22 protein-coding genes and 1 pseudogene are annotated in these 23,675 nt (G+C 68.6%); 11 read left to right on the top strand and 12 right to left on the bottom strand.

Going from position 1 to position 23,675, the window contains the following annotated elements:
• Nucleotides 1–64: 64 nt before the first annotated feature.
• On the bottom strand, nt 65–598 hold the full coding sequence (locus tag QSK05_RS30760; protein WP_285600892.1) for a GNAT family N-acetyltransferase: 534 nt from the start codon (nt 596–598) through the stop codon (nt 65–67).
• 137 nt (nt 599–735) lie between these two features.
• Here QSK05_RS30760 and QSK05_RS30755 point away from each other — a divergent pair, with 137 nt between their 5' ends.
• Together QSK05_RS30755 and QSK05_RS30750 are read left to right on the top strand one after the other, a co-directional pair.
• Complete coding sequence (locus tag QSK05_RS30755; protein ID WP_285600891.1) at nt 736–948, top strand: hypothetical protein; 213 nt, start codon at nt 736–738, stop codon at nt 946–948.
• A gap of 27 nt (nt 949–975) precedes the next feature.
• Complete coding sequence (locus QSK05_RS30750; RefSeq protein ID WP_285600890.1) at nt 976–1,617, top strand: type II toxin-antitoxin system PemK/MazF family toxin; 642 nt, start codon at nt 976–978, stop codon at nt 1,615–1,617.
• Between the two features lie 6 nt (nt 1,618–1,623).
• Here QSK05_RS30750 and QSK05_RS30745 read toward each other — a convergent pair whose 3' ends face one another.
• The gene (locus tag QSK05_RS30745; protein WP_285600889.1) at nt 1,624–3,123 is read right to left on the bottom strand and encodes an MFS transporter; all 1,500 of its coding nucleotides are present in this window, start codon (nt 3,121–3,123) and stop codon (nt 1,624–1,626) included.
• 153 nt (nt 3,124–3,276) lie between these two features.
• On the opposite strand from QSK05_RS30745, the gene QSK05_RS30740 reads away from it, so the two are divergent.
• Both QSK05_RS30740 and QSK05_RS36535 read left to right on the top strand, forming a co-directional pair.
• Nucleotides 3,277–3,837: a TetR/AcrR family transcriptional regulator gene (locus QSK05_RS30740; RefSeq protein WP_285600888.1), complete on the top strand. Its 561-nt coding sequence runs from the start codon at nt 3,277–3,279 to the stop codon at nt 3,835–3,837.
• Nucleotides 3,838–3,943: 106 nt separating this feature from the next.
• Nucleotides 3,944–5,215, top strand: a pseudogene (locus QSK05_RS36535) (alpha/beta hydrolase family protein); the annotation flags it as partial.
• Between the two features lie 27 nt (nt 5,216–5,242).
• Here the strand turns inward: QSK05_RS36535 and QSK05_RS36530 are convergent.
• The 3 genes from QSK05_RS36530 to QSK05_RS30725 all read right to left on the bottom strand — a co-directional run bounded on the left by QSK05_RS36530 (nt 5,243) and on the right by QSK05_RS30725 (nt 8,583).
• Nucleotides 5,243–6,163 carry an acyltransferase family protein gene (locus tag QSK05_RS36530; protein ID WP_352303294.1) on the bottom strand — a complete coding sequence of 307 codons (921 nt, stop codon included), beginning with the start codon at nt 6,161–6,163 and terminating at the stop codon, nt 5,243–5,245.
• A gap of 252 nt (nt 6,164–6,415) precedes the next feature.
• Complete coding sequence (locus tag QSK05_RS30730) at nt 6,416–7,411, bottom strand: dihydrodipicolinate synthase family protein (protein WP_285600886.1); 996 nt, start codon at nt 7,409–7,411, stop codon at nt 6,416–6,418.
• Between the two features lie 584 nt (nt 7,412–7,995).
• Nucleotides 7,996–8,583, bottom strand: a complete 588-nt coding sequence (locus QSK05_RS30725; protein ID WP_285600885.1) for an SDR family NAD(P)-dependent oxidoreductase — start codon at nt 8,581–8,583, stop codon at nt 7,996–7,998.
• 90 nt (nt 8,584–8,673) lie between these two features.
• Here QSK05_RS30725 and xylB point away from each other — a divergent pair, with 90 nt between their 5' ends.
• Nucleotides 8,674–10,098, top strand: coding sequence for a xylulokinase (xylB, locus tag QSK05_RS30720; protein ID WP_285600884.1), 1,425 nt, complete (start codon nt 8,674–8,676; stop codon nt 10,096–10,098).
• Between the two features lie 60 nt (nt 10,099–10,158).
• Here the strand turns inward: xylB and QSK05_RS30715 are convergent, their stop codons facing one another.
• Nucleotides 10,159–11,646: a mannitol dehydrogenase family protein gene (locus tag QSK05_RS30715; protein WP_285601026.1), complete on the bottom strand. Its 1,488-nt coding sequence runs from the start codon at nt 11,644–11,646 to the stop codon at nt 10,159–10,161.
• 122 nt (nt 11,647–11,768) lie between these two features.
• Between QSK05_RS30715 and QSK05_RS30710 the strand changes: the two genes are divergently transcribed.
• Together QSK05_RS30710 and QSK05_RS30705 are read left to right on the top strand one after the other, a co-directional pair.
• The gene (locus QSK05_RS30710; RefSeq protein ID WP_285600883.1) at nt 11,769–13,049 is read left to right on the top strand and encodes an ATP-binding protein; all 1,281 of its coding nucleotides are present in this window, start codon (nt 11,769–11,771) and stop codon (nt 13,047–13,049) included.
• 3 nt (nt 13,050–13,052) lie between these two features.
• Entirely contained in the window at nt 13,053–14,585 is a 1,533-nt protein-coding gene (locus QSK05_RS30705) for a hypothetical protein (RefSeq protein WP_285600882.1), read from the top strand.
• On the opposite strand, the gene QSK05_RS30700 is transcribed toward QSK05_RS30705, so the two are convergent.
• Entirely contained in the window at nt 14,511–15,209 is a 699-nt protein-coding gene (locus QSK05_RS30700) for a dienelactone hydrolase family protein (protein ID WP_285600881.1), read from the bottom strand. The genes QSK05_RS30705 and QSK05_RS30700 overlap by 75 nt on opposite strands.
• 144 nt (nt 15,210–15,353) lie before the next feature.
• Here QSK05_RS30700 and QSK05_RS30695 point away from each other — a divergent pair, with 144 nt between their 5' ends.
• Entirely contained in the window at nt 15,354–15,542 is a 189-nt protein-coding gene (locus QSK05_RS30695; RefSeq protein ID WP_285600880.1) for a hypothetical protein, read from the top strand.
• A gap of 40 nt (nt 15,543–15,582) precedes the next feature.
• Nucleotides 15,583–16,122: a GNAT family N-acetyltransferase gene (locus QSK05_RS30690; RefSeq protein ID WP_285600879.1), complete on the top strand. Its 540-nt coding sequence runs from the start codon at nt 15,583–15,585 to the stop codon at nt 16,120–16,122.
• Between the two features lie 5 nt (nt 16,123–16,127).
• Here the strand turns inward: QSK05_RS30690 and QSK05_RS30685 are convergent, their stop codons facing one another.
• From QSK05_RS30685 to QSK05_RS30675, 3 genes are all read right to left on the bottom strand, one after another.
• On the bottom strand, nt 16,128–17,189 hold the full coding sequence (locus QSK05_RS30685; RefSeq protein WP_285600878.1) for an ROK family protein: 1,062 nt from the start codon (nt 17,187–17,189) through the stop codon (nt 16,128–16,130).
• Between the two features lie 213 nt (nt 17,190–17,402).
• On the bottom strand, nt 17,403–17,870 hold the full coding sequence (locus tag QSK05_RS30680) for a hypothetical protein (RefSeq protein WP_285600877.1): 468 nt from the start codon (nt 17,868–17,870) through the stop codon (nt 17,403–17,405).
• Between the two features lie 123 nt (nt 17,871–17,993).
• A complete protein-coding gene (locus QSK05_RS30675; protein ID WP_285600876.1) occupies nt 17,994–18,806 on the bottom strand; it encodes a class I SAM-dependent methyltransferase in 813 nt (270 codons plus the stop codon).
• A gap of 191 nt (nt 18,807–18,997) precedes the next feature.
• On the opposite strand from QSK05_RS30675, the gene QSK05_RS30670 reads away from it, so the two are divergent.
• Nucleotides 18,998–19,945, top strand: a complete 948-nt coding sequence (locus QSK05_RS30670) for a patatin-like phospholipase family protein (RefSeq protein WP_352303213.1) — start codon at nt 18,998–19,000, stop codon at nt 19,943–19,945.
• Nucleotides 19,946–19,949: 4 nt separating this feature from the next.
• On the opposite strand, the gene QSK05_RS30665 is transcribed toward QSK05_RS30670, so the two are convergent.
• A complete protein-coding gene (locus QSK05_RS30665) occupies nt 19,950–22,259 on the bottom strand; it encodes a FlgD immunoglobulin-like domain containing protein (protein WP_285600874.1) in 2,310 nt (769 codons plus the stop codon).
• A 3-nt stretch (nt 22,260–22,262) separates the two neighbouring features.
• Here QSK05_RS30665 and QSK05_RS36705 point away from each other — a divergent pair, with 3 nt between their 5' ends.
• Entirely contained in the window at nt 22,263–22,451 is a 189-nt protein-coding gene (locus QSK05_RS36705; protein ID WP_285600873.1) for a hypothetical protein, read from the top strand.
• Nucleotides 22,452–22,739: 288 nt separating this feature from the next.
• On the opposite strand, the gene QSK05_RS30655 is transcribed toward QSK05_RS36705, so the two are convergent.
• Nucleotides 22,740–23,495, bottom strand: coding sequence for a nucleotidyltransferase domain-containing protein (locus tag QSK05_RS30655; protein WP_285600872.1), 756 nt, complete (start codon nt 23,493–23,495; stop codon nt 22,740–22,742).
• Nucleotides 23,496–23,675 lie beyond the last annotated feature (180 nt).

Raw genomic sequence — 23,675 nt, 5'->3', positions numbered from 1 at the left:
CGGCAGTGTCATGGATGCCAGGGCCGCCAGAGCTGCCAGGGATGCCAGGGCTGCCAGAGACAGGTCAGACGAGTGGGTCGCTCGTCCACTCGATCTCCCCGTTCACCTCCGTGACCGTGGGGCGCAACCCGATGGCCCGGGCGACGCCCTTGGACGCCCGGTGCCGCGGATGGATGTGCGCGGTGAACCGCTGCACGTCGTTCCCCCGCAACCAGATCATCATCTCCGCCGCCGCCTCGCGGGCGAACCCGTGGCCCTGCGCGTCGAAGGCGAGCACCCAGGCCAGTTCGGCCTGCATGTCACCGTTGCGGGCCCGGCCGATCGTGGCCTGCACCGTGCCGACGAGCCGCCCCGTGCGGTGCCGGATCATCCAGTTCAGCCAGCCCTGGTTCCCGTCCGGCGACTGCCCCAGCGCCTGCCGGCGGAACCGCTCCCGCAGTTCGTCGAGCGAGTCCGGCGACCCTCCGGTGAAGGCGTGGATGCGCTCGTCACTCAGCCAGGGATACGCCTCTTCGACGTGATCCAGCCGGATCGGCTCCAGATCCAGTCGCGGGCTCTTGAGATACGTGGCCACCGGCCATGACAGCTGAGTTCCCATTTCCGTCCCCCCAGACGTCTTGCACCTGAGCCAACACCATGTCGTGCCCCAACCTCTTCCGCAGGTCTTGTCATCCCCATGGGCGAACGAGAGACGGCTCGGTGCCCGAGCGCCTGCCCTCCTGGACGGAGACCTGCATGCCCACGCCCGGCCAGGAACCGAACGCCCAGGACAGTGCCCGGTCCCAGGCCTGCTTCGACAAGATCACGGCCCTGGGCTACCACCAGCGCATCAGTTACCACCCCAACAGCGCTTTCTGGACCCTGCAGTGGCGCGAGACCGGCCTGATGCTGGCGGCCGCGGCCCTGCTGAGCGCTCTCGCCTTCTGGAGGATCCGCCAAGACGTCTAGATCAGAAACAGGCTCTAGGGTGCGGTCATGGCACAAGGATTCTGGGCAACCGTGGCGCGTCTACTCGGGCTGGGGCAAACCGGCCGGACCGATCAGTCCGATCAGACCGGACAGGCCAGGCAGAAGGCCCCCGGGCGGATCACCACCCGCACCCGGGGGCCCAAGCCGCCGAGGCCGACCGCCCCGAAGCAGGCCGCCCCCAAACCGGCACCGCCGAAGCCGCGCCAGGAAGAACGTCCTCCAGCAGACAACGCCACCGCTGATTACGCGGGTGACTTCGAGGGCAAGGCCAAGCTGGCCTACGCCCCGGTGAACGACGGGAACCCGGACCCGGGCGAAGTGGTCTGGGCCTGGGTTCCCTTCGAGGAAGACCATTCGCAGGGCAAGGACCGGCCCGTGCTGGTCATCGCCGAGCACCGGGGCAAGGTGCTGGGGCTCATGCTGACGAGCAAGGACCACGACCGGGACGCGGCCCAGGAGGCCCGGTACGGGCGGGCCTGGATGGATATCGGCACCGGGGCCTGGGACCGCCAGAACCGGCCCAGCGAGGTGCGCCTGGACCGGGTGCTGCAACTGGACCCGAAGGTGGTGCGCCGCGAGGGCGCGGCCCTGGGCCAGTCGCTGTACGAGGAGATCGCCGCTGCCGTGCGCGAGACCAAGGGCTGGTAGGCCCTCTCAGCCACGGGGTGACGGAACCACGCGCCAGGCCACCACTCCCGCCAGCACGAGCAGCACCGCCGCGATCCACGAAGTGGTCTGCATCGCCTCGGCGAAGGCTTCCCGGGCCGCACCGAGCATCTCCCCGCCACCCAGCACCTGGGTGGCGCGGGCCAGGGAGTCCGACACCGCGTCCCCCGCGGTGCCGGACAATCCCGAAAGACTGGGCAGATGGCTGCGGTACAGCACTCCCTGCAGGCTGCCGAGCACCGCGATGCCGACGGCGACACCCATCTCGTACGACATCTCGGAGATCGCCGAGGCTGCTCCCGCCCGCTCGTGCGGCACCGATCCGAGCACGGCGTCGGTGGCCGCGGTGAACACGATGCCCACCCCCAGGCCGATCACCACCAGGCCGATCGCCAGACCGCCGTATCCCTGGGCGGTCTCGAAGTGCGCCAGCACGGCGAACCCGAGAGCCGAGACCAGCAGCGACAGCCCGAGCGTCCGCCCGACCCCGAGCCGGGTGATCATCGGCACCGCGATCACCACCACCAGGATCGACGCCACGGTCAGCGGCATCTCGCGCAGCCCGGCCTGGAACGGCGAATAGCCGTGCACCAGCTGCAGATACTGCGAGAAGAAGTACAGCAGGCCGCTGAACGCGAAGATCGCGATGAACGACGACAGCACCGTGCCCGCAAAGGCCGGGCGACGGAACAGGGTGACGTCAACCAGCGGATCCTTCAGGGTTCGCTGCCGCTGCACGAAGATCACCCCGAAGGCCAGGCCGGCCAGCGCGGCGCCCGCCCCGAACCCGTCGGGCCCTTCGTGCGCGGTGTGCTTCACGGCCCAGATCAGCGGCACGATCGCGATCACCGACAGCACCGAACTCAGCAGGTCGAAGCGGCCGGGTTCCGGGTTGCACGACTCCGGCACCAGCCGCCAGACCGTCGCCACCATCAGCGCCATGATCGGCAGATTGATCACGAACACCGATCCCCACCAGAAGTGCTCCAGCAGAACACCACCCACGAGCGGGCCGAGCGCCGCCCCGCCGGCGCCACCGGTCGACCAGATCGCCACGGCCTTCGTGCGCTGCCGGTCGTCGGGAAACAGGTTCCGCACGATCGACAGCGTCGAGGGCATCAGCGTCGCGCCCGCCACCCCGAGCAGCACGCGGGCCGCGATCAGCCACCCGGGCCCCGGCGCGAAGGCCGCCGTCAGCGACACCAGCCCGAATGCGGTTCCACCGATGAGCAGCAGGCGCCGGCGTCCGATCCGGTCAGCCAGCGTGCCCATGCTGATCAGCAGACCGGCCAGGGCGAAGGAGTAGGAGTCACCGATCCACAGCAACTGGTTGGCGGACGCGTCGAGGTCGACGGTCAGAGAGGGAACGGCGAGCGCGAGAACGGTGCCGTCCACGGCGAGCAGGGTCACGGCGAGGGTCAGGGGGACGAGGGCGGCCCACTCGCGGGGCCCGGCCAGCCGGGGTGGCTGTACGAGGGTGGTACTCATGCCGACAGGTTACGGACCATCTGGTCGGTTAAGCAAACCATTTGGTCGGCTATTAGGCTGTGCGGGTCGGACCGAGGCCCGACAGGGACCAGACAAGGACCAGACCGAGGTCCGACCGATTCAACCGATTCAACCGATTCAGGTGGAGGTCAGGTGGCGGAGCGCGATCCGGCGAAGACCCGGCGCACGGTGCTCGACGCAGCGGCCCGGGTGGTGGCTGAGCGCGGCGCGGGGGTCAGCATCGACGCGATCGCCCGGGAGGCCGGGGTATCCAAGGGCGGGTTGCTGCATCACTTCCATTCGCGGGACGAGCTGATCCGGGCCCTGGCCGACGACATGCTGGAGGCCTTCTTCGTCGCCGTGCAGGCCGCCGCCGATCCGGCCGACCGCGCCGAGGGCCGCCTGATGCGGGGCTACATCCGGGCCTCGTTCGACGTCCTGCTCGAGGAATCGTCGCCGGCCGAACACGTGGCCCTGGTCTCCGCGGTGTTCAAGGCGCCCGGCGTGGCCGATCTCATGCGCAAGGACAAGGCCCGCTGGGAAGCGTATTTCGCCGACGACGGCCTCGACCCCCAACGTCTGCTGGTGATCCTGCGAGCCGCCGACGGGGCCGCGATCGCCGGCCTCTACGAGGGCGGCCACTCCCACGAAGACCTGGAACACATCCGCGAGATCCTGATGAACCTGACGAGATCCCCGGGCCCGCTGCACTGAGCCAGAACTCCGCCCCGCCGTCTCAGCCCTGATGCCTACGACCCTGGGCTGACGACGTGCCCACCGTCTCTGCGCGAGCATGAACCATCGGTAAGGGGATGGTGAAATGACTCTGCTCGAGAGCGCTTTGGAAGCCAGTGCACTGCTCTGCCTGCTGGCGGTGCTGTCGCCGGAACGAGTGCGCCGGGCGACCGCGGCCGGCACCGGCGCGCTGCTGCTGGCCCTGACCACGGCCGCGCTGGCCGCCGAGGGACTGCGCTGGCAGTTCACCGGGGTGATCGGGGCCGGGCTGATCGCGGTGGCGCTGGCCGGGTTCCGGGTGGCGACGCAGCGCCCCCGCACGAAGAGGGGCCACGTGGCCCTCGGCCTGGTCCTGACCATGGGCTTCGCCAGCCTTCTGGGCGGCGCGGCCGCGATCTGGGGTTTCCGGCCGCTCGATCTGCCCGATCCGCAGGGGCAGTACGCCGTCGGCACCCGCACCGCCTACTGGACCGATCCGACGAGGGACGAGCCCGCCACGACGGCGTCGGACCGGCGGCGGGTCACGGCGCAGATCTGGTACCCGACCACCGGGTCCGGACCGCAGGCCCCGTATCTGGGCCGGCAGCCGCAGCTCGTCGCCGAAGGGCTGGGGCGTTCGTTCGGGGTGCCGGCGTTCCTGTTCGGCGAGGCGGCGGACGGACACGGTCATTCCACGGAGAACGCCCCGCTCCCCGCAACGAGCGAGACGTACGGGATCGTTCTGTTCTCCCCCGGGCTGCTCAGCGTGCGCACCCAGAACACGGCCTGGGCCGAGTACCTCGCGGCGCGGGGCTATGTGGTGGTGGCGCTGGACCACCCGTACGACTCGGCGGTCACCTTCACGCAGGACGGCCGGCCTCTCTGGTCGAAGGTGCGGGCCACCGGCGACGACACGCACGACAACCGCGACGCCGACCATCTCACCGCGATCCGGGCCCAGGACCTGAGCTTCGCCCTCGACCGGATCGAGGCCGACGCGTTCTTCCGTCGCCGCCTCGACACCGGGCGGGTGGCCGTGACCGGGCACTCGGTGGGTGGAGCCGCGGCGCTGCAGGCGGCGGCCCAGGACAGCCGGTTCCGCGCCGCCATCGACATCGACGGCCTGCCCCGGGGCGGCGCCCGTCCCCGGCAGCCCGTGCTGGCCCTGGTGGCGGGCGACCAGCAGGACAATGCCGCCTACCAGCAGGCGCTCGCCCAGGTACTGGCGGAGAACCCCCTCAGCCGCCGCATCACGGTGAAGAACACCAAGCACCTCAGCTTCACCGATGCCCCGTTCTTCCTGCCCGACCTGCCGGTGCTGTTCGGCCCGGCGGACCGGGAGCAGGCCTACACCGCCATGACCGGTGCGACACAGACCTTTCTGGAGGAGGTTTCCGGAAAGACCTCACTTGAACCTCATCGCGGGTTTCTCCACCAGGTTCCAGGAGAGCGCGGCCATCCCCGCAGCCAGCGCCACGGTGAGCAGGACGAACGGCACGTGCGTGTACTGCCGTACCCCGAAACCCACCAGCAGCTGGGCGATGGGCCAGTGCCAGACGTACATCCCGTACGACAGGTCCCATCGGGGCTCCCACGGCGCGGGCAGACGCACCATCGCGTAGAGGCACAGGTAGGCGAAGGCCGGGCCGCCGACCCCCCGCCAGTCGTTCATCACCAGCAGGCTGGCCACGACGACGGCGAGGCCGGCCAGAGCTGTCCAGCGGTTGACCGGAATCCGGTCGGCGAAGAGGAAACCGGCCGCACCGAGCAGGAACACGAACGAGAAGCGCAGCATGTACGACGAGCCCAGCGGGTTGATGCCGACCTCACTGGCGAGGGTCAGCCCTCCGAGCACGACGATCAGGGCGAGCACCACCCACGGCCGCCGGCGCAGTACGCCGATCACGCCGAGGCCCGCGACCAGCAGATAGCAGACGGCCTCGTAGAACAGCGTCCACAGCGAACCATTGATCACGTCTGGATTACCACCGTCACCGGGCAGGCCGCTGATGCCGAACTGGCGCATGAGCAGGGCGGAGTTCTGCACGAGGTAACCGAAGGAGGAGTCGGGGCCGCTGAAGACCGTGGTGGCACCGCGGCCGGCCAGGACGGCCATCAGCGGTGCCACCACGAACGCCGAGAGCAGCATGACCGCCCAGAATCCGGGCAGGATGCGCAGCGCCCGGTGCCGCAGATAGCGCGGCACCGACAGGCGCAGCAAGCTGCGGGTGACGAGAAATCCACTGAGCACGAAGAACGCGTCCACACACAGCGCGCCCACCTCGGTGACACCGATCCGCGGCTGGTGCCCGAACCCCAGGAACATCGCGTGGACCACCGCCACGATGGTCGCCAGCGCGAGTCTCATGACGTTGAGCGCGTTGTTCCGGGGGTCGAACGCCGAGGCCAGGGTGTCGGGCGACGGGGCGGAGCAGTGCCTACCCGCACCCGCCCTGCTGATGGTGCCGGTGGTTCCGGTGGTCAGGGTCACGCTTCCTCGTCTCGTCGTCGCTGGTCCGACGTCGAGGAAACCTAACCTTACGTAAGGGGAGAGGTTGCTGAGAGAGATCAGCCAACTTCAGCTTGCCATCCCCGAGCTCTGTGCCATTCCAGAACTCTGTGCCATGTCGACCAGCTGACGCGCCTCGTCCAGCACCGAGCGGACATGCTCACGACGACCCTCGGTCACGGGGGTCATCGGCTCGCTCAGGGCATCGCTGGCGATGATGCCCTGAGCGACGAGCGCCGACTTGAGCGCACCGATCGCCGTGCTGTTGGGGCCCCGCTCGACCTCGGTGGGCACGTACACCTGCACGAGAATGTTCAGGACCCGCAGGATGCGGGAGAGGTCGGCGCGCCGGTCGTCGGCGTGCGCGGCCATCGCCGCGACGAAGTAGTCGGCGGCAATGTTGGACAGACCGGTGACGGCACCGTTCGCGCCGATGTCGAGGGCACAGTCGAGCAGGGTGTCGGAGCCGGTGAAGATGAGCTTCTTGTCCACGTTCGGCACCTCCACCGTGACCCGGCGCAGGTTGGTGAGGTCGAGCGAACTGTCTTTGATGCCGACGATGAGATCTTCGGCGAGCAGCTCGATCATGTTGTGCGCGGTCAGCGCGTAACCCGTGTTGCTGGGCATGTTGTAAGCGAGAACCGGTACTGGAGAATGATTTGCGACGAGCTCGAAGTGCCGCAGGATTTCCGGCTCGCTGACGTTGGCATAGAACGGCCCGGTGACGACGATGCCGTCGACCCGCTCGGACACCAGGCGGTCGATGCCCTCGAGCACGCGTGGCGTCGTGGGCTCCACGATGCCGACGAGCAGCGGTTCGGGGCCCTTCTCGGCGGCCAGGGTCTCCACGACCGTGGTCGATTGACTGGGTGTGAGGTAGTGCCCCTCGCCCATCGTGCCGAGCGCGAAGATGCCACTCACTCCCTGCCCGATCAGGTGAGTTCTCAGGCTGCGCAAGGAATCGAGGTCGAGACGCCGGTCCGGCGTCAAGGGGGTGCAGATCGGTGGGATGACCCCGCCGATCGCACCGAAGAGGGCCGATGTGTCGCTACTGTCCGCCACCATGATCGTTTGATCCGATCTTCTGTTGTCGCCTGTGCAGATTTATGCTGATTCATGCAGGTTCACGACGGGCATGCGGCATCGAGCAACGCCCGCGTTGTACTGATCGCGCGCCAAAGACGGCTTGCTAGATGCATCGGCACGCGGGCATGGAAAGCCCAGAACATCGACAGTGATTTCACGCCACTGCGTACGTGGCGTCGGGCCACCGGCATGGGAGGCGGCCGGCTCCGGCGGATCGCGCCAGACCTAGCTGAACTTTCCTCCCACGTCGCGCCATGTTAACCCGTTCGGGCCTGCGGTGCAGTCATAAACGGGCACTTATCTGCTCTATGGCTGCACCGGAACGCCTTTCGATATTCTCAACTCCGCGCTCCGGAGCGGGCGGGCAGAGCCACCGAGAGCCACCGAGAGCTGCCAAGAGCCGCCAAGAGCCACCGCCGTGAATCCGACCGTCCACCAGAAGGCCTACTGGTCGGCCATCTGATCGACAGCCGGGTCCGATCCTGCCGACAGCATCCTCGACAACACCACGGCGGCCACGGCAGTGCCGAAAGACCCACCGATCTGCTGACCCACCCGGGTGATCAGCCGATCAGGCGGACCAGTCCCGAACCGGTCACCTCGTAACTCGCCGCCAATCCGCACCGTCCCGTTCCCTGAGCCTCCCCGATCAGCCAGGTGACCTGCGTCCCCACGTTCACCTCGACCACCAGGGGCCGCAGAATCTCCGGAAACCGTGTATCCCGTAACGACTCCGGCGCCGGCACCCGCACGCTGATGTGGGGCACCCCCTCGGGCAGGACGACAGGTTCGCGGGCGACCGTCACGATCAGGCAGCCAGACAGCCCAGACAGCCCAGACACCCCTGACACCTGAGTCGCCGGGACCCAGATCTGCGCCGGATCGGGCCGGCAGAGCACCACGACGTCGGGTGCGTAGAACCGCAGCAGATCCTGCGCCGTGCGGGGATCGTCGGGCACGTCACAGGGGACGAACCTCGGCCCCAGCCGGTCGGACGAGCGCCCGGCCCCGATGACCAGGGCCCCCGCGTCTACCAGCGCTTCCGCGACGGCACGGCCGAATCCCCTGGTCACGCCGGTGACCAGAACCGTGATGCCCTCCAGCCTCGTACCCCTCACACCATCAGGACGAGGGCAGAGGACAGAACTCATCGCCCGCACCTTCCTGACCGGCCAGTAAGCTGGGGTGGAGTGTGCTCAGACGGCCAGAGCAGGCCGTCTGTCGATCGTTCGGGAGCAATGATGACCCTCGTCGCCGGTGTGGATTCGTCCACCCAGTCCTGCAAGATCGTGATTCGGGATGCCGACACCGGAGAGCTCGTGCGCTCCGGTCGCGCACGGCATCCCGACGGCACCGAAGTACACCCCCGAGCCTGGTGGGAAGCCCTGCAGACGGCGGTCGGCGATGCGGGCGGCCTGCACGACGTGGCCGCGCTGTCGGTGGGTGGCCAGCAGCACGGCATGATCGCCCTCGACTCCTCGGGCGAGGTGGTGCGGGACGCCCTGCTGTGGAACGACACGCGTTCGGCCGGTGCCGCCACCGACCTGATCGGTGAGCTCGACGAGCAGCAGTGGGCCGACGCGATCGGCTCGGTCCCGGTGGCCTCGCTGACCGTGACCAAGCTGCGCTGGCTGCGTGACGCGGAACCGGCGAACGCCACGCGGACCCACGCGGTGGCCCTGCCTCACGACTGGCTGACCTGGCAACTCGCCGGTGGTTTCGCCGGATCGGGGTTCGAGGGCCTGGTCACCGACCGGTCGGACGCATCAGGCACCGGTTACTGGTCGCCCGCCTCCGAGGGCTACCGCAGCGATCTGCTGGAGCGCGCACTCGGTCATGAAGCCACCTTGCCTCGGGTCCTCGGACCACGCGAACGGGCAGGAACGGGCACGGCCGGGTTCTTCGGTGGGTCTTCGCCCATCCTCGGGCCGGGTGCGGGCGACAACGCGGCGGCCGCTCTGGCCCTGGCGCTGAAGCCCGGTGACGTCGCGGTGTCGATCGGCACCTCGGGCGTGGTCTCGGCGATCGCCGGTTCACCGACCGCCGACGGCTCCGGCCTGGTCACCGGCTTCGCCGACGCGACCGGCCGTTACCTGCCCCTGGCCTGCACCCTGAATGCGGCGCGGGTGCTCGACTGGGCGGCGAACCTGCTCGGTGTCGACCACACGGGCCTGGCCAAGCTCGCCCTGCAGGCCCCGTCGGGGGCCGAAGGACTGGTTCTGGTGCCCTATTTCGAGGGCGAGCGCACGCCGAACCGGCCGCGCTCCACGGCGTCGCTGCACGGTATGCGGCTGTCCAACACCACGCCGGCGCACATCGCCCGGGCCGCGGTCGAGGCGCTGCTGTGCTCCCTGGCCGACGGCATCGACGCCCTGCGCGCCGCGGGCGTTCCGGTGCAGCGGGCGTTCCTCATCGGTGGGGCGGCCCAGTCCGAGGCGGTGCAGCTGCTGGCCCCGGGCATCCTGGGTCTGGACGTCCTGGTGCCGACCCCGGGTGAGTACGTGGCCGACGGGGCCGCCCGCCAGGCGGCCTGGGTGCTGTCCGGCTCGCAGGCCCAGCCGCAGTGGTCGGCCTCCGGCCGGCCGAAGGTCTTGGCGGCCGACCAGCTCACCCCGCAGGTGCGCGAGCAGTACGCCGAGGTCAGGGACCTGACAGCGGAGCGGTGACCTGAAGAAGCGCCCGGCCGGTGGCCGGGCGCTTCTCAGGACGCAGTGCTGGGCGCAGTGCTAGGCGCTCTTGTTCAGGATGCTCAGGAACTCCCTGGCCCCGACCTCGTGGATCAGCGCCAGCTGGGCCGTGTAGACCTCGGCGAAGCGCGGGTCGTCGGCCAGGTCACCGAACCAGCGGGTGGAGCGGGCCAGGGCCAGCGGGTCGTCCTTCTGCTGGGCGCCCCGGGCGAGCACCTCGTCCTTCTCCACGTCGACGACCGTGATCGGCTGCCCCTGCTCGTCGATCGCCTCGGCGTAGCGCGCCCAGGTCACGGCGATCGCGATGGCCCGGGTGCTGACCAGGCCATTCGCCAGGTTGGCGCGGATCACCGGCACCACGAACTTGGGGATGCGGTCGGAGGCGTAGGACGCCAGCCGGGCGATCGTGTCGCGCACCTCCGGATTGGCGAAGCGCTCGATCAGGGTGTCGCAGTACTCGTCGACGTCGATGCCCTCGACCGGGGCCAGCGTGAGCCGGGCCTCGTGGTTCCAGTAGTCCCGCAGGAACTGCACGAACAACGGGTCGGACGAGGGCTCGTGGGCGTAGGTGTACCCGCACAGGTGCCCGGCGTAGGCGATGGCCTGGTGCCCGGCGTTGAGCAGACGCAGCTTCATCAGCTCGTACGGCTCGACATCGGCGACCATCTGCACGCCGGCCTCCTCGAACGGAGGCCGGACCCCGGACTGGAACGAGTCCTGCAGCACCCACTGGGTGAACGGCTCGCAGGCCACCGGCCAGGCGTCGTCGATACCGAAGACGTCCGACACCGCCTCGATCACGTCGGGCGTGGTGACCGGCGTGATCCGGTCGACCATGGCGTTCGGGAAGAGCACCTCGGTGCGGATGTACTGCGCCAGGTCCGGATCGACCAGACCGGCGAACGCGGCGATGGACGAGCGGGCCACGTCACCGTTGGACTGGATGTTGTCGCACGACATCACCGTGAACGGCTCGATGCCGCGCTCACGCCGGATCTGCAGGGCCTGCGCGACCCAGGCGTACATCGTGACCGGCACCTTCCCCTCCGCGAGGCCGGCGACGTCCGCAGTGATCACCGGGTTGTCCACGTCGAACGCACCGGTGGTGTTGTCGATGTTGTAGCCGCCCTCGGTCACCGTCAGCGAGACGATGCGCGTCGAGGGCGCGGTCAGCACATCGAGCACCCGCTGTGGTTCGTCCGGGGCGTAGGCGTAGTCGACGATCGACCCGATCACCCGGGCATCCAGGTTGCCGTGCCCGTCCTTGAGCATCAGCGTGTAGAGGTGGTCCTGCTTCGACAGCGCATCGGCCATGGCCTTGTCGGGCGGCATCACCCCGACCCCGAAGATGCCCCAGTCCATTGCCCGGCCGGAGTTCATCAAGGTGTCCAGATACATCGCCTGGTGCGCCCGGTGGAATCCTCCGACCCCGAAATGCACGATGCCCACCGTGACTTCGGATCTGTCGTAGCCCGGCCGCGCCACCCTCTCGTCGAGGTGGGACAGCGTCTTCTGAGTCAGCGGCATTGCTTTCACGCCGAAAACGATATGACCTCGACCGCCCTCCACCACAGTCCTGCGGCAAAAGCGGTCATCCAGGGGGCGCAAACAGTCAGTGCGGGCCGGTGGCGTGTCGGTATCGTGTCGGGATGACGGTAGATCGGTCGGTGTTCCAGGCCCTGGAGACCGCTGCGGCGAACATGACACCCACCGATCCGACGGGTGTCCCTCTCCGCGTGCATCTGGCCGGCCTGTACCTGTCCGCCGGTGACGCGGCCCAGGCCCTGCAACACGCCACCGGTGCCCTCGCGGCGTCCCCGCACGACACCACAGCTCTGTCGGTGGCCGCCGCGGCCGCCTCCGCGTCGGGAAACGAGCAGCTGGCCGAGGGGTACCGGGCCGTGCACGCGGCCCTCCTCGACGAGGGGTCGGGTGAAACCGAATTGCGGACGCACATGACGCCGGCTCCCAGCGCACAGACTCCTGCGCCCGGACCGGTGACCAACCTGTTCAGCCCCACCCTCGATCCGGTCGCCCCCGCCACCGGCTGGGACTCCGGCGATCCGCATCTGGTGACCCTGGCCGACGTCGCCGGCATGAGCGACGTGAAGCAGCGCCTGCACCGATCGCTGCTCGGCCCGATGCGTCACCCCCAGCTGCGCGAGGCCTTCGGCCAGCAGTTGCGCGGCGGCCTGATGCTGTGGGGCCCGCCCGGCACCGGCAAGACCTTCATCGCCCGCGCGCTCAGCGGTGAGCTCGGGGCCCAGTTCTTCTCCGCCACGCCGGCCGACATCTACGGCAGCTACTTCGGCCAGAGCGAGCAGAACATCGCCCGGCTCTTCACCCAGGCCCGTCAGGAATCGCCGGGAGTGGTGTTCCTCGACGAGCTCGACGCCATCGGCGGCCGCCGCTCACGGCGCAACACCGACCAGGCCCGGGCCGTGGTCAACCAGCTGCTCGTCGAACTCGACGGGATGACCAGCAACGACGGCGTCTACGTGCTCGCGGCCACCAACGCGCCGTGGGACGTGGACGAGGCCTTGCGCCGCCCCGGCCGTTTCGACCGCACCGTCCTCGTACTGCCTCCCGACGGCCCCGCCCGCGAGGCGCTGCTGAAGCTGCAGTTCGCCGGGCGACCCGTCGCTCCCGACATCGATGTGGCCGCCCTCGTGCGCGGCACCGAGATGTTCTCCGGCGCCGACCTGGTGCGACTGGTCGAGGCCGCCACCGAGCGCGCGCTCGAGCGTTCGATGCAGGTCGGCCTGGTCAGCCCGGTGACCAACGCCGATCTGCAGGGCGCGCTGCGCGACACCCCGCCCTCCACCCGGGCCTGGCTGTCCACCGCCGCGACCTACCTGGCCCACGCCGCCGGCGCGGGTGACGACTTCGACGAGCTCCGCGCCTACCTGCGCACGCACAAGATCGGCTGAGACTTGACCCTGGCGCCGGTCTGGGCGATGAACTCCTGGCACGACGGCACCTATCTCGGCACCTACCTGATCCCCACCCGCGTCGGCTGGGAGCGCTGGTACGACGCCCAAGGGGCGCTGGACGTCCGCAAACTGCCCCTCGCGCTCGACGCCGCCCCCGCCGTCCTGCACCGCCTCTCCGACCTGCCGGCGCATCTGCGCGGGCTGTCGCTCGCCGGGCTGAACGCCACCGACGACGACGTCAGGTTCATCGCCCGCCGCTGCCGGGAACTGCGCTGGATCGACCTGCGCGGCACCCACGTCACCGCCGCCGCCCTCGATGCCCTGGCGAAAATCCGCACGCTGCAGTACATCGGTGTCGACCCGCACCTGCTGCTGACCCGCGACCCGAACCGTCGCCCCCAGCTGGTCGCCGGGTCCACCGCCCTGGTGCCGGTCACCACCGGCGTCCCCGACCCGGACATCGTCGGCCTGCACGAGACCCTCCGTAAGGCCGTGACGAAGAGCCCGGGCTCCGGCGCGCACGACCCGGACGAAGCCGTGGCCCGCGCCCGCGTCCTTCTCGACGCCGAACAGACCGAGGCCGCCCTGGCCGTGGTGGCCACGTTCCTCGCCACCCAGGAGCCGGCCGTCCTGATCGTGGCCGCACGGTGCCTGCTCAAGCTGAACCTGCCGTTGCAGGCACTCGCCGCCCTGGCCCCGGCACCCCCGACCGGCGCCGTGCTGGCCTGGCGCTCAGTGGTTCTCACCACCCTCAGCCCACCCGAGGCCGCCCGGGTGGCGAAGGCGGCGCTCCGCGAGACCTTCGAGAACCAGGTAGCCGAATGGGCCCTGGTCTCGGCCTATCTCAACCGCGATCAGCTGGTGCTCGCCGAGGAGGCCCTGAACCTGCTGCGCTCACGTACCTACGACGACATCGACGAGGCCAAGCTCTCGGCCCGGCTGGCCCGGGCCCGCAAGAAATACGCGGACGAGGCCGCGGCCTGGCACCGGCTGCTCACCGTGGTGCCCGACGACGCCGACGCCCTGGCCGGTCTCTCGCGCTCACAGCGCTGCGCCCGACCGTACTCGTTCCGCTGGATGACGACGCTGAACCGGGCGGCCACCGCGGACATCGGCAAGTACGGACGCCTGATGACAGTCACCCTGCGCGGTCACCGGGTGAGCCAGTCGCTCGGCCTCTCCCTGCTGTCCTGGCCGGTTTTCCTGCTGTTGCTGTCGATCTGCGGGCCGTTCGAGCATCACGTCTGGGGCTGGTCGGTCGCCTTCACCCTGCTGGTGGGCCATCTCGTCACCCGGTTCATCTGGTGGCGCACACCCCGCGACATCCGGCGTACGATCCGGAACTCCGACCGGCTCACCGGCGAGCGCCACGGCCCGAGCCTACGGTGGCTGCTGATCAGTGCATTGATAGCGGCCGGTGCCGTACTCCTGATCCCGGCCAATCATGCAGCTTTCACGTCAGCTCCCGTCCATACCCCCGTCCGGGTTACCGTCAGCCAGGTGCCGCTCGAACCAGGCACCGCCCAGGGCTGAGGCCTGTTCCAGTTTTCCGGGCTCGGTGAAGTGGTGCCCGGCGCCGGGTATCAGGTAGAGCATGCTGGGCGCCCGCATCACGTTCTGCGCCTGCTGGTTCAGTTCCAGCACGGTCACGTCGTTGCTCCCGACGATCAGCAGGGTCGGGGCGGTGACCGAGTCCAGCGCCGGGCCGGCCAGGTCGGGCCGCCCGCCGCGCGAGACCACGGCCCGCACCGCCGACGGCCGGTAGGCCGCCGCCCCCAGAGCCGCAGCCGCGCCGGTACTCGTGCCGAACGTCCCCAAAGGCATTCCGGCCAAGGATGGTTCGCTCACGGCCCAGTCGACGACCGAGATCAGTCTCTCGGTGAGGAGCCCGATGTCGAAGCGGTACTCCGAGGTCTGGCCGTCGGCCTGGTCCTCCTCGTCGGTGAGTAGATCGACCAGCACGGCCGCCAGGCCCCGCCGGTTGAGCTCCGAGGCCACCGACCGGTGACGGGGGCTGAACCTCGAGATGTCGCCGCCGTTGGCGAAAAGCACTACGCCGTCAGGGCTCTGCGCCGGGTACTGATCGGGGAAGAGAATGTCCGCACCGAGCTCGACCCGGCCGGCCGGGATGCGGCAGGCAGCTGTCGTCGTGGTCATGGGGAGACTCCTGTCGGGTAGGTGTCCCGCGGGTTCGCCCAACACCCTGCCACCCGATGACAAGGTTGGGTATCCACCCGTAGGGCGACTTGCCATCGCGGCGTGACGCGCAAAACTGGGTGGGAACATCGACAGGAGATGGTCATGACTCTCACCGAACAGGAACTGGGCGAGGTCGTCGACGACCTGCGTACCGACTTCCCCGGGATGGACCGCGAAGCCCTGGACAAGAGCGTGCACAAGGCCGCATCCCGCGCACCGCACGACACCGCGAACCAGATCGAGCAGGCCGTGCGCATGCGGCTGCACCTGCGGCACCAAGGGGATCACTAATTCGTTTCACCCGTTCGACGGGCCGCACCATGATGGCCGCATGACGATCACGTGGCGCCGCGTCACCGAGGACGACTTCCCTCTGCTGCGTGCGTGGCTGGCCGAACCACTGGTGAAGCGCTGGTGGAACCACGAGACCACCGCCGAGGCGGTCGAACGCGACTTCGGCGCATCGGCCCGCGGCGAGGAGCCCAACCAGGACTGGCTGGCCCTCCTGGACCATGACCCGTTCGGCCTGATCCAGCGCTCGGCGTTCGCTGACTACCCCGAGTACCGTGACCCGCTCGCCCGGATCACGCAGGTCCCGCCCGGTGCGATGAGCCTGGACTACTTCGTCGCCACCTCCACCCTGCGCGGACAGGGCCTGGGCGTACGAATGATCTCGTCGATGGTCGCCAAGACCTGGGCCGACCACCCGGGCGCGCCCTGCATCATCGTCCCTGTCGCCGCCGGGAACCGCCGTTCCTGGCGGGCTCTGGAGAAGTCCGGGTTCACCCGGGTGGCTGAGGGCGACCTGGAGCCTGACAACCCGATCGACCCGCCCCACCACGTCGTGTACCGGCTCGACCGGCCTGCCTGATCGTCCTACGGAGTTTTGGGAACTTCGGCCATCACCGCATCGAACGCCGCCACGGCCGCACCGCGGGCACCGGCCATGTCGCGGTCGGGCACGAGTTCGAACGAGGCCGCAGCGAGCTGCTCCGCCCGCAGCTGGGTCGACTCGCGCACGGTGTTGAGGAACCACTGCCGGAACGAGGGGTCCGCCTCCACCACTCCCCCGCCGATGAAGTAGACGTCGGGGTCGGTGAAGTTCGCGGCGATGGTGAAGAGCTTGCCCATGGCCTTGGCCTGCTGCCCGAAGACGGCCAGGGCCAGCGGATCTTCCTTCTCGCCGTAGCCGCGCAGCATCTTGGCCGCGCGGTCGATGGGCTCGTCGGCGAGCGGGTGCCCGGGGAACTGGGGCAGCCAGTAAGGCAGCAGATTGTTCTTGATGCCGGTCAGGGAGGCGAAGCTTTCGACATCACCCAGAAATCCGCAGTTGCACCGCGGGATGGGCTGACCGTCCTCGAGGATGTCCTGCACGGGCAGCTGCACGTGCCCCAGTTCGCCGGCCATCCCGGCGGCACCCTTGATCACGCGCCCGTTGTCGACCACGCCCCCGCCGAAGCCGGTGCCGACAATGCCGGCGACGGACGACTTCTGCATCGCCTCCTCGGGCCCGAAGTACCGGTGGTGGGCGTACAGGGCGGCGGCATTGGCATCGTTGTTGTAGACCACCGGCAGCCCGAGCCTGCGCTCCAGGGCTGCGCGGATGTCGAAGCCGTGCCAGCTGACCTGCGAGAAGTTGGTCGCACCCTTGCTGGAGATGATCCCCGTGGCACTAGCCGGCCCGGGGGTGTCCAGACCGACCGCCCGCACCAGGGTCAAGGGTGTGTTGGTGATGCGGATGATGTTCTCGAACGAGTCTGCCAGCGCCTCGACGGCCAGCTCCGGCCCGTCGAGCACGCGGCTCGGGATCTCGACCAGCTGGTCCACCAGGAAGCTGCCGGTCGCGTCGAGAACGGTGGCATTGTCAGTGGTGCCCCCGTTGTCGAGCCCGACGACGACCCATGAAGCTGGTGTGCGAATACCCTCCGTCTGCGTCACGGGGCGAGCCTAGGGGCCCTGACGCCCCTGGGGAGAGGGCGGGAAGTCAGGCGTGTTGCCGACCTTGATCACCGGTTTTCGGTCGTGATGCTCTGGTACGGACGGTCGCACGGCCTCTCCGACGCGGCTCAGGGCACAGGCCGGAGCCAGGTCAGAGCACAGGTCAGAGACGATCGGAGCGGCGCCACAGGTCCCGTAGGAAGTACGGCAGCGTCACCAGCCGTCGCCCCATTCACCGTCGAGCTGTTCGCGCAGCCCCGGCCGGATGTCGTCATGGTGGAAGAAATCGGACGCCCGGTAGGGGATCCAGGCGGGTTCGGGATGCTCGGCGGCCACCGTGAGCGCGAACCGGTGGATGCCCATGTTCATGATGTGGTCGTGCCAGGTGTCGCGGCTGACCAGCAGCAGGCCGTGGGCGGGCGAGTAGAACGCCTGCCCCTCGGGCATGAAGCGGTGGCCACTGATCGCGGGCTTGCCGAAACCGACATATGGCATCAGGACCAGGAAGTCCGGGTCGGCCTCGATCGCCTCCAACGCGGCCTGCGCCGCGGCCTGAAGGTTCCGCAGGTTCAGGTGAATGGTGGCGCGGGCCAGGGCCGACTCCAGCACCGGCACGATGTCGTCCTTCGTGGGGCGCCGACCGAATCTCCCCGGCCTCCCACCCTGACGTGATATCCCCATCCGGGCACCGTAACCCGCGCCTTCACCGCCCCGGCCCCTCGCCCCGGCCACCTCACCCGTTCGCCGAAGCCATCGGCCGCGGTCCACCGACCATCGCCCGGACGACAGTCCCTTGTGAGAGCTTTACGCCGGAACGTGGATCAGCAGCTCGCCGTGCGGGATGCTGATCCAGCCGTCTTCGTGGGCGGCCCATTCCCGCCAGGCCGCGGCGACCGTCTCGAGGTCGTCCGCCGAGGCGTGCCCACCGGCCAGCAGTTGCTCGGTGATGGCCGAACCGGTGATGCGGTCGGCCCACATACCGCCCCACCAACCACGGGTCACGGGCTCGGCGTAACACCAGTTCGATGACGACACCGTGACATTCGTGGCCCCGGCCGCGTGCGCCCAGGCAAGAAGGTGCCGCCCGGCGTCGGGTTCGCCGCCGTTGGCGCGCGCAGTGGTGAGGTACATCGTCCGCCATTGGTCGAGTCCCGGCAGTTCCGGGTACCAGATGAAGCCGCTGTAATCCGCATCGCGCACCGCGACCACCCCACCCGGCCGGCAGACGCGGATCATCTCGCGCAAAGCCTGCACCGGATCTCCCACGTGCTGCAGGACCTGATGGGCGTGCACCACGTCGAAGGAGTCGGACGGGAGCGGCAGCTCGTGCACGTCCCCGACCACCAGATCCACTGTCCCACTACCGCTTCGCTGAACCTCCGCGCGCGTGTGAGCCAATGCGTCCTCCGTTCTCTCGACCGCCGTCAGCCGACCGGGAGCGACCCGCCGCGCGAGATCGACCGTGATCGTGCCCGGCCCACTGCCGATGTCGAGAACCTCCTGACCGGCCCGAAGATGCGGCACCAGGTAGCCGGCGGAGTTCTCCACCGTGCGACTGCGGTGCGACCGGAGCACGCTCTCGGCATGCCCATGGGTGTAGGTGGCTCGAGAAGTCATGTCCGACGCTAACCCGCGTGTTCGCACTCTGAGAAGAGTGTCTTGCATAGCGAGACAGAGTCGACCTTCCCCCGACGCACGGACGCCGCCCGGGTTACTGCTCAGCCGGTGAACCTGTGCGCGCGCCCGCGCTGTACCCCGGGGCAGACAAGATCACGCCAGTAACCCAGGAACCCCGATTCCCACCTAAGATGACATCTTTCAATGTCATCTTCCTGAGGGGCCTTTTGAAACTCGGCGAACACCTGACCCTCATGACTCGCGAGGAAGACCCGACCCATAAGCCCGCTCTGGTGGTTCAAGGCGGCGGGATGCGCGGAATCTACTCGATCGGTGCACTGGCGGCGCTTGAGGACGCGGGTCTGCGGGATGCGTTCTCGGTGGTCGTCGGTAGCAGTGCCGGGGCGATCAACAGTGCGTATTTCCTTGCCGGGCAAGCCAACGACGGCCTGCACATCTATCTCGACCATTTGTGCAGCAAGCGGTTCATCAACACCCGGCGACTGTGGCGGGTGGTGGACGTCGACTATCTGATCGACGACGTGATGCGCACCCGGATGCCACTGAATTTCGAGGCCCTGAAAGCAGCTTCCGCCGATTTGCACATTGTGCTCACCGACGCCGAGACCGGTGAGGCCCATGTCGTGAACGCGGACGACGGACACGACCTGCACGAGGTGATGCGGGCCACCGCCGCCCTGCCTGCCCTCTACAACAAGCGCGTCCTCGTCGGGAACCGCCGCTACATCGACGGCGGCATCGTCGCTCCCGTCCCCGTCGACCAGGCCTTCGCCGCCGGGGCCACCAGCGCTCTCGTCGTGATGACCAGGTCGTTCGACTTCCAGCAGAACGACCTCAGCGCGCCCATGCGCATGCTCGGCGTACTGCTGGCCCGGGGTCACGCACCGTTCGTGAAGGAGAACATCAGCCGCCCCAGTGAGCCGTACGCCCAGCTGCTCGCCCGGCTGAAGGTGGAGAAATCACTGACGTGGCGTTCGACGTGGACCGTGGCGCCGGAAGCCATGCCGGTGGACCGGACGAAGACCGACTCGGCCGTGCTGCGACACACGGCCGAGCTGGGGCGGGCCGACATGGTGGCGATGCTGCAGGAGGAGTACCGACCCGTGACAACGCCCTGAGCCGTCAGTTCCGGATCCGCACCTGACCGGTCACGACATTCCCGCCGTTCTTCCCCATGATCGCGCCTTCCCCGTCGGCCGCGCCGGCGGTCAGCGTCCACCGGTACGACCCGGCCGGCTGCAACCGGCCCTGCCGGTCCCGGCCGTCCCAGGCCAGGTCCCGGATGCTGCCGTCCGGCGACGTGCCGGTCAGGGTACGAACGGTCTGGCCGGACGCGCCGGTGACCGTCAGTTTCACCCTGGTCAGAGGCTTACTGACATCGAATCGAGGACGCCACAGCGCCTCACCTCCGGGGGTGAAACCGGCGGACGCGACCGTGCCGATCAATCGGGGACGATTCGGCTGGGTGAAGGGCAGACGTTGCACCTCCACCTCGCCCCGGTCACCGTAGCCGTGAGCGATCAGATGGTCGTCGAGCACGGCGTCGTCCCAGATTCCCGGCAGGGCAACGGGTTCGGATCCCGGCGTTCGCAGGTCCAGAAGGTGGCCACCGTTACCCGCCGTCTGGCCCGGCCGCGTCGACCAGAACAGCACCCCCTCGCCGAGCGCGATGTCCAACCCCGCATAGACGGCGCCGTCGGCGACACTCACCGTTCGCTGCTGACCGGTGCCCAGATCCCGCACCGCGATCGTGCTCTGATCGCACGATCCCCAGGCCACCGTCTGCCCCCAGACCGCGACCGGAGGTGCACCGACACCGCAGTTGAGCTGGACGTCGAGCTGTTGCGGTTCCGGGTTCTCGATGTCGTCCACCCAGATCTCACTGTCATAGGTGCCGGTCTCCTGGTGGAAGGACGCCTCGAGACTGTAGACGAGCGTCGATCCGAACAGGGCCCGGTCTCCGGCCTTGAACTCGACATCCGGAATCTGGTACGCCACATCACCGTTCGGCCGGAACACCTGGTTGTCGACGACAGCGTAGGGCCCGGAGACCGCCGGGTGCAGTTCCCAGATGTAGTCGTTCACGGTACCGACCACAGCCGTGACCTTTCCCCGGTCGACCAGCTGCCACTGCCGGGGATCATCGGGACCGACCACCAGCCCCCGGCCGGCCGAGAAGAAGATCTCCTGGCCGTTCATCACCGGTTGCTCCGCCACCGGCCCCGCACTCACGGGGAACTTCTTCGCCTTGGCAATCTGCAGTGTCGGCGTGCCGGAAACCGCTGCCTTCCAGACCGATCGGTGCACCCCGTCACCTGGTTCATCATCGGCGTAGTAGAGCGCGGAACCGGCCAGGGCGAAATCCTTGACCGGGCGATTCGCCGTGGGCACGGTCGCGGTCCGGATCGCCCTGTCACCGGGGCTGACGCTGTACACCCCGGCCGCCTTGTCCGAGCCACCCGCGGCGGTCAGGAACCGGTCGCCGACAGCGGCGAGCCCGCTGCTACCGTCCGGAAGGGCCACGGTGCGGGCTGTTTCACCGGTCACGATCCGCAGCTGCGTGGGCTGGTCAGGCGGCCGCTCCTCGCTTCCCTCCGGAACCGGGTCGGAGAGCAGGTAGCCGACCCCCGCCGTACCGGCCACCAGGTCAACGTCCCGCGGGTCGGTCTCGGTGTAATGCGTAGTTGCACCTTCCTCACGCGGCCTACTGTTGATCTTCCGTGGCTGGCCCGGCGCCTGCGAGTCCCAGGCAATGACATCCGGGCCCAGCGCAACGGAGGTGATCGTGTCGCTGGTCTCCAGAAGCGTTTCTGCCTGACCGGTTCCGAGGTCGATCAGCTTCAGTGCGAAGGTACGTGTCACCCCGTCCGGATCAGACTCGAACGGTTCGGGCAGAGGTGGGTCGGCCAGCGCCACCAGCACGCTGCTCCCGTCTGCCGCCAGATCCGCGGTGCCCTCACCCTCGGCCAGCAGCCGATAGATCTCCATCTCGCCGTTCTCCCCGCCGACGCCGGTGCCGGCGAGGTGGCGGTACAGCGGGAAATGCGTTTCGTCGGGCAGGTTGTAGGTGTACCGGAGAAGGGAATGCCAGGTGTACCAGCTGTCCCCGGTGAACGCCGTCGGCTGCGCCGTGGTGGCGTCGACGACGTCTTCACCCGTCAGAATGTTCGTGCGGTGCAGGCGCCAGGCGCTCGTCTCACCGAACCACGACGTGGCCGCGGCCCAGCCGAGCTGGTTGCCGGCCACGCCGAGCAGGGGACGTTCGTGGAAATCCCCGAACGACTGGATCGAGGGCCTCGGCGTCAGGACATCCCCCTCCACCCCGGTGAGGACGAGGGCATTACCTCTCTTCCACGAGTCGGTCTGACTGAGCCCTTGAATGACGGCGACCCCCTCGTCAGAGGCTCCGGCCAGACTCAGGGAGGTCGACAACGGATGGCCCGGCACCTGAGCACCCACTGGCCCAGCCGTCTGCCCAGCCGTCTGCCCAGCCGTCCGCCCAGCCGTCTGCCCAACCGTCTGCGCGCCCGTCTGCCCAGCCGTCTGCGCGCCCGTCTGCCCAGCCGCCTGAACAGCGATCTGCGCCCCGGCCGGCCCGTCGGCGCCTCTCAGCGGTGCCGCTGAGGCCGGCTGCGCCATCAAGGCCCCGCCCAGCCCCACCGCCCCGGCTATCAACCAGCCCAGGACTCGATGTGATCCCATATTTCCCCCACCGATTCAGGCGGTTGGGCCGGAAATGTCGGACGAGGGACTGAGTACGCCGATCGGGCAACGGTTCCGGGGTCCGGCCGCAGAAGACGACACCGAGCCTGAGCAGCTTCGGCGTCCGACCCGATGGTCCCGCTGTACCGCTCGGCGGCGCGTGGGCCGAACAGGGGGTTGCACCAAGTGGTCACCTCCGGCAAGCAACGCTTATGGACGTCGTTGAGCTGTGATCTGCTGGATCACCGGCAGCGCGCGCACGGCCTGGATGAGGTGCGCCGGGTCGCCGCCTTCTTCCACGAGCCGGTCGATCTCATTCAGGTCGCCCAGGATCCGTTTCTCGTTGGTCACCCACTTCCCTCTCGAAGCCGCTATTGCATGGGCATATTCGGTGAGAGCCACCGCGATGAGACCGAGTGCCTGGATCGAGCGGCCCTGCGCGACGTGGTTGTTCTCGGCGTAACCCAGATGCAGGTCAGCGCGACTACGCCACTGGTCCTGGGCTGCGCGCTGCAAAGCCTCGGGATAGGTCGCGACCTCAGGCAGGTTGCCGCGCAGCACCTTGTTGATCGCCAGCTCGGCCACGACCAGGTACGTCGGGATTCCGGCGAGGTGGAACATCAGTGGCTCGATGTCGAACTCACCGCGGTGCGCACGGTCCAGCTGGGCCTCGACGACATTCAGGTCGCGGTAATGGATGTCGACCTGCCGACCCTCGATGCGCAACCAGGCACCACCGTTGAAGACCCCACCACCCCAGCCTCCGACCTCGGAAGCCTCTCCCTCCCAGCCACTATCACGCAGGTCTTGCGGATCGAAACGACCTCGGTAGTAGATGCCCAGGTCCCAGTCACTGTCCGGACGGGCCGTGCCCTGGGCGCGCGAGCCGCCGAGCGTCACCGCCTCGATCCCCGGCAGAGTCATGAGCCGGTCCGCGACCCGATCCATGAAGTCGTCATCCGTCATGGACCTATCGTGACACGTTTCCGCAACTTAGTTTTCATGTCATTCGGCGGTGTAACCCTCGCCCTCCGGCCCGGCAACCCCAAGTAGGAAAACAAGCCCACATGGCATAGAATTCGAACAACTGTTCGATCCGACGGTGCGGGGGCGCGGTCATGCAGGAAAACGTGTTATCAGCCTGGC

The organism is Kineosporia sp. NBRC 101731, from assembly GCF_030269305.1.
Taxonomy (GTDB): domain Bacteria; phylum Actinomycetota; class Actinomycetes; order Actinomycetales; family Kineosporiaceae; genus Kineosporia.
This window is presented reverse-complemented; position numbering and strand designations above follow the sequence as displayed.

What these genes read in the sequence shown, in the direction of transcription:
- QSK05_RS30760 (WP_285600892.1), bottom strand. Translation starts at nt 598, where the DNA reads ATGGGAACTCAGCTGTCATGGCCGGTGGCCACGTATCTCAAGAGCCCG.
- QSK05_RS30755 (WP_285600891.1), top strand. Translation starts at nt 736, where the DNA reads ATGCCCACGCCCGGCCAGGAACCGAACGCCCAGGACAGTGCCCGGTCC.
- QSK05_RS30750 (WP_285600890.1), top strand. Translation starts at nt 976, where the DNA reads ATGGCACAAGGATTCTGGGCAACCGTGGCGCGTCTACTCGGGCTGGGG.
- QSK05_RS30745 (WP_285600889.1), bottom strand. Translation starts at nt 3,123, where the DNA reads ATGAGTACCACCCTCGTACAGCCACCCCGGCTGGCCGGGCCCCGCGAG.
- QSK05_RS36530 (WP_352303294.1), bottom strand. Translation starts at nt 6,163, where the DNA reads ATGTTCCTGGGGTTCGGGCACCAGCCGCGGATCGGTGTCACCGAGGTG.
- QSK05_RS30730 (WP_285600886.1), bottom strand. Translation starts at nt 7,411, where the DNA reads ATGGTGGCGGACAGTAGCGACACATCGGCCCTCTTCGGTGCGATCGGC.
- QSK05_RS30725 (WP_285600885.1), bottom strand. Translation starts at nt 8,583, where the DNA reads ATGAGTTCTGTCCTCTGCCCTCGTCCTGATGGTGTGAGGGGTACGAGG.
- xylB (WP_285600884.1), top strand. Translation starts at nt 8,674, where the DNA reads ATGACCCTCGTCGCCGGTGTGGATTCGTCCACCCAGTCCTGCAAGATC.
- QSK05_RS30715 (WP_285601026.1), bottom strand. Translation starts at nt 11,646, where the DNA reads ATGCCGCTGACTCAGAAGACGCTGTCCCACCTCGACGAGAGGGTGGCG.
- QSK05_RS30710 (WP_285600883.1), top strand. Translation starts at nt 11,769, where the DNA reads ATGACGGTAGATCGGTCGGTGTTCCAGGCCCTGGAGACCGCTGCGGCG.
- QSK05_RS30700 (WP_285600881.1), bottom strand. Translation starts at nt 15,209, where the DNA reads ATGACCACGACGACAGCTGCCTGCCGCATCCCGGCCGGCCGGGTCGAG.
- QSK05_RS30695 (WP_285600880.1), top strand. Translation starts at nt 15,354, where the DNA reads ATGACTCTCACCGAACAGGAACTGGGCGAGGTCGTCGACGACCTGCGT.
- QSK05_RS30690 (WP_285600879.1), top strand. Translation starts at nt 15,583, where the DNA reads ATGACGATCACGTGGCGCCGCGTCACCGAGGACGACTTCCCTCTGCTG.
- QSK05_RS30680 (WP_285600877.1), bottom strand. Translation starts at nt 17,870, where the DNA reads ATGGGGATATCACGTCAGGGTGGGAGGCCGGGGAGATTCGGTCGGCGC.
- QSK05_RS30675 (WP_285600876.1), bottom strand. Translation starts at nt 18,806, where the DNA reads ATGACTTCTCGAGCCACCTACACCCATGGGCATGCCGAGAGCGTGCTC.
- QSK05_RS30670 (WP_352303213.1), top strand. Translation starts at nt 18,998, where the DNA reads ATGACATCTTTCAATGTCATCTTCCTGAGGGGCCTTTTGAAACTCGGC.
- QSK05_RS36705 (WP_285600873.1), top strand. Translation starts at nt 22,263, where the DNA reads ATGGCCCGGCACCTGAGCACCCACTGGCCCAGCCGTCTGCCCAGCCGT.
- QSK05_RS30655 (WP_285600872.1), bottom strand. Translation starts at nt 23,495, where the DNA reads ATGACGGATGACGACTTCATGGATCGGGTCGCGGACCGGCTCATGACT.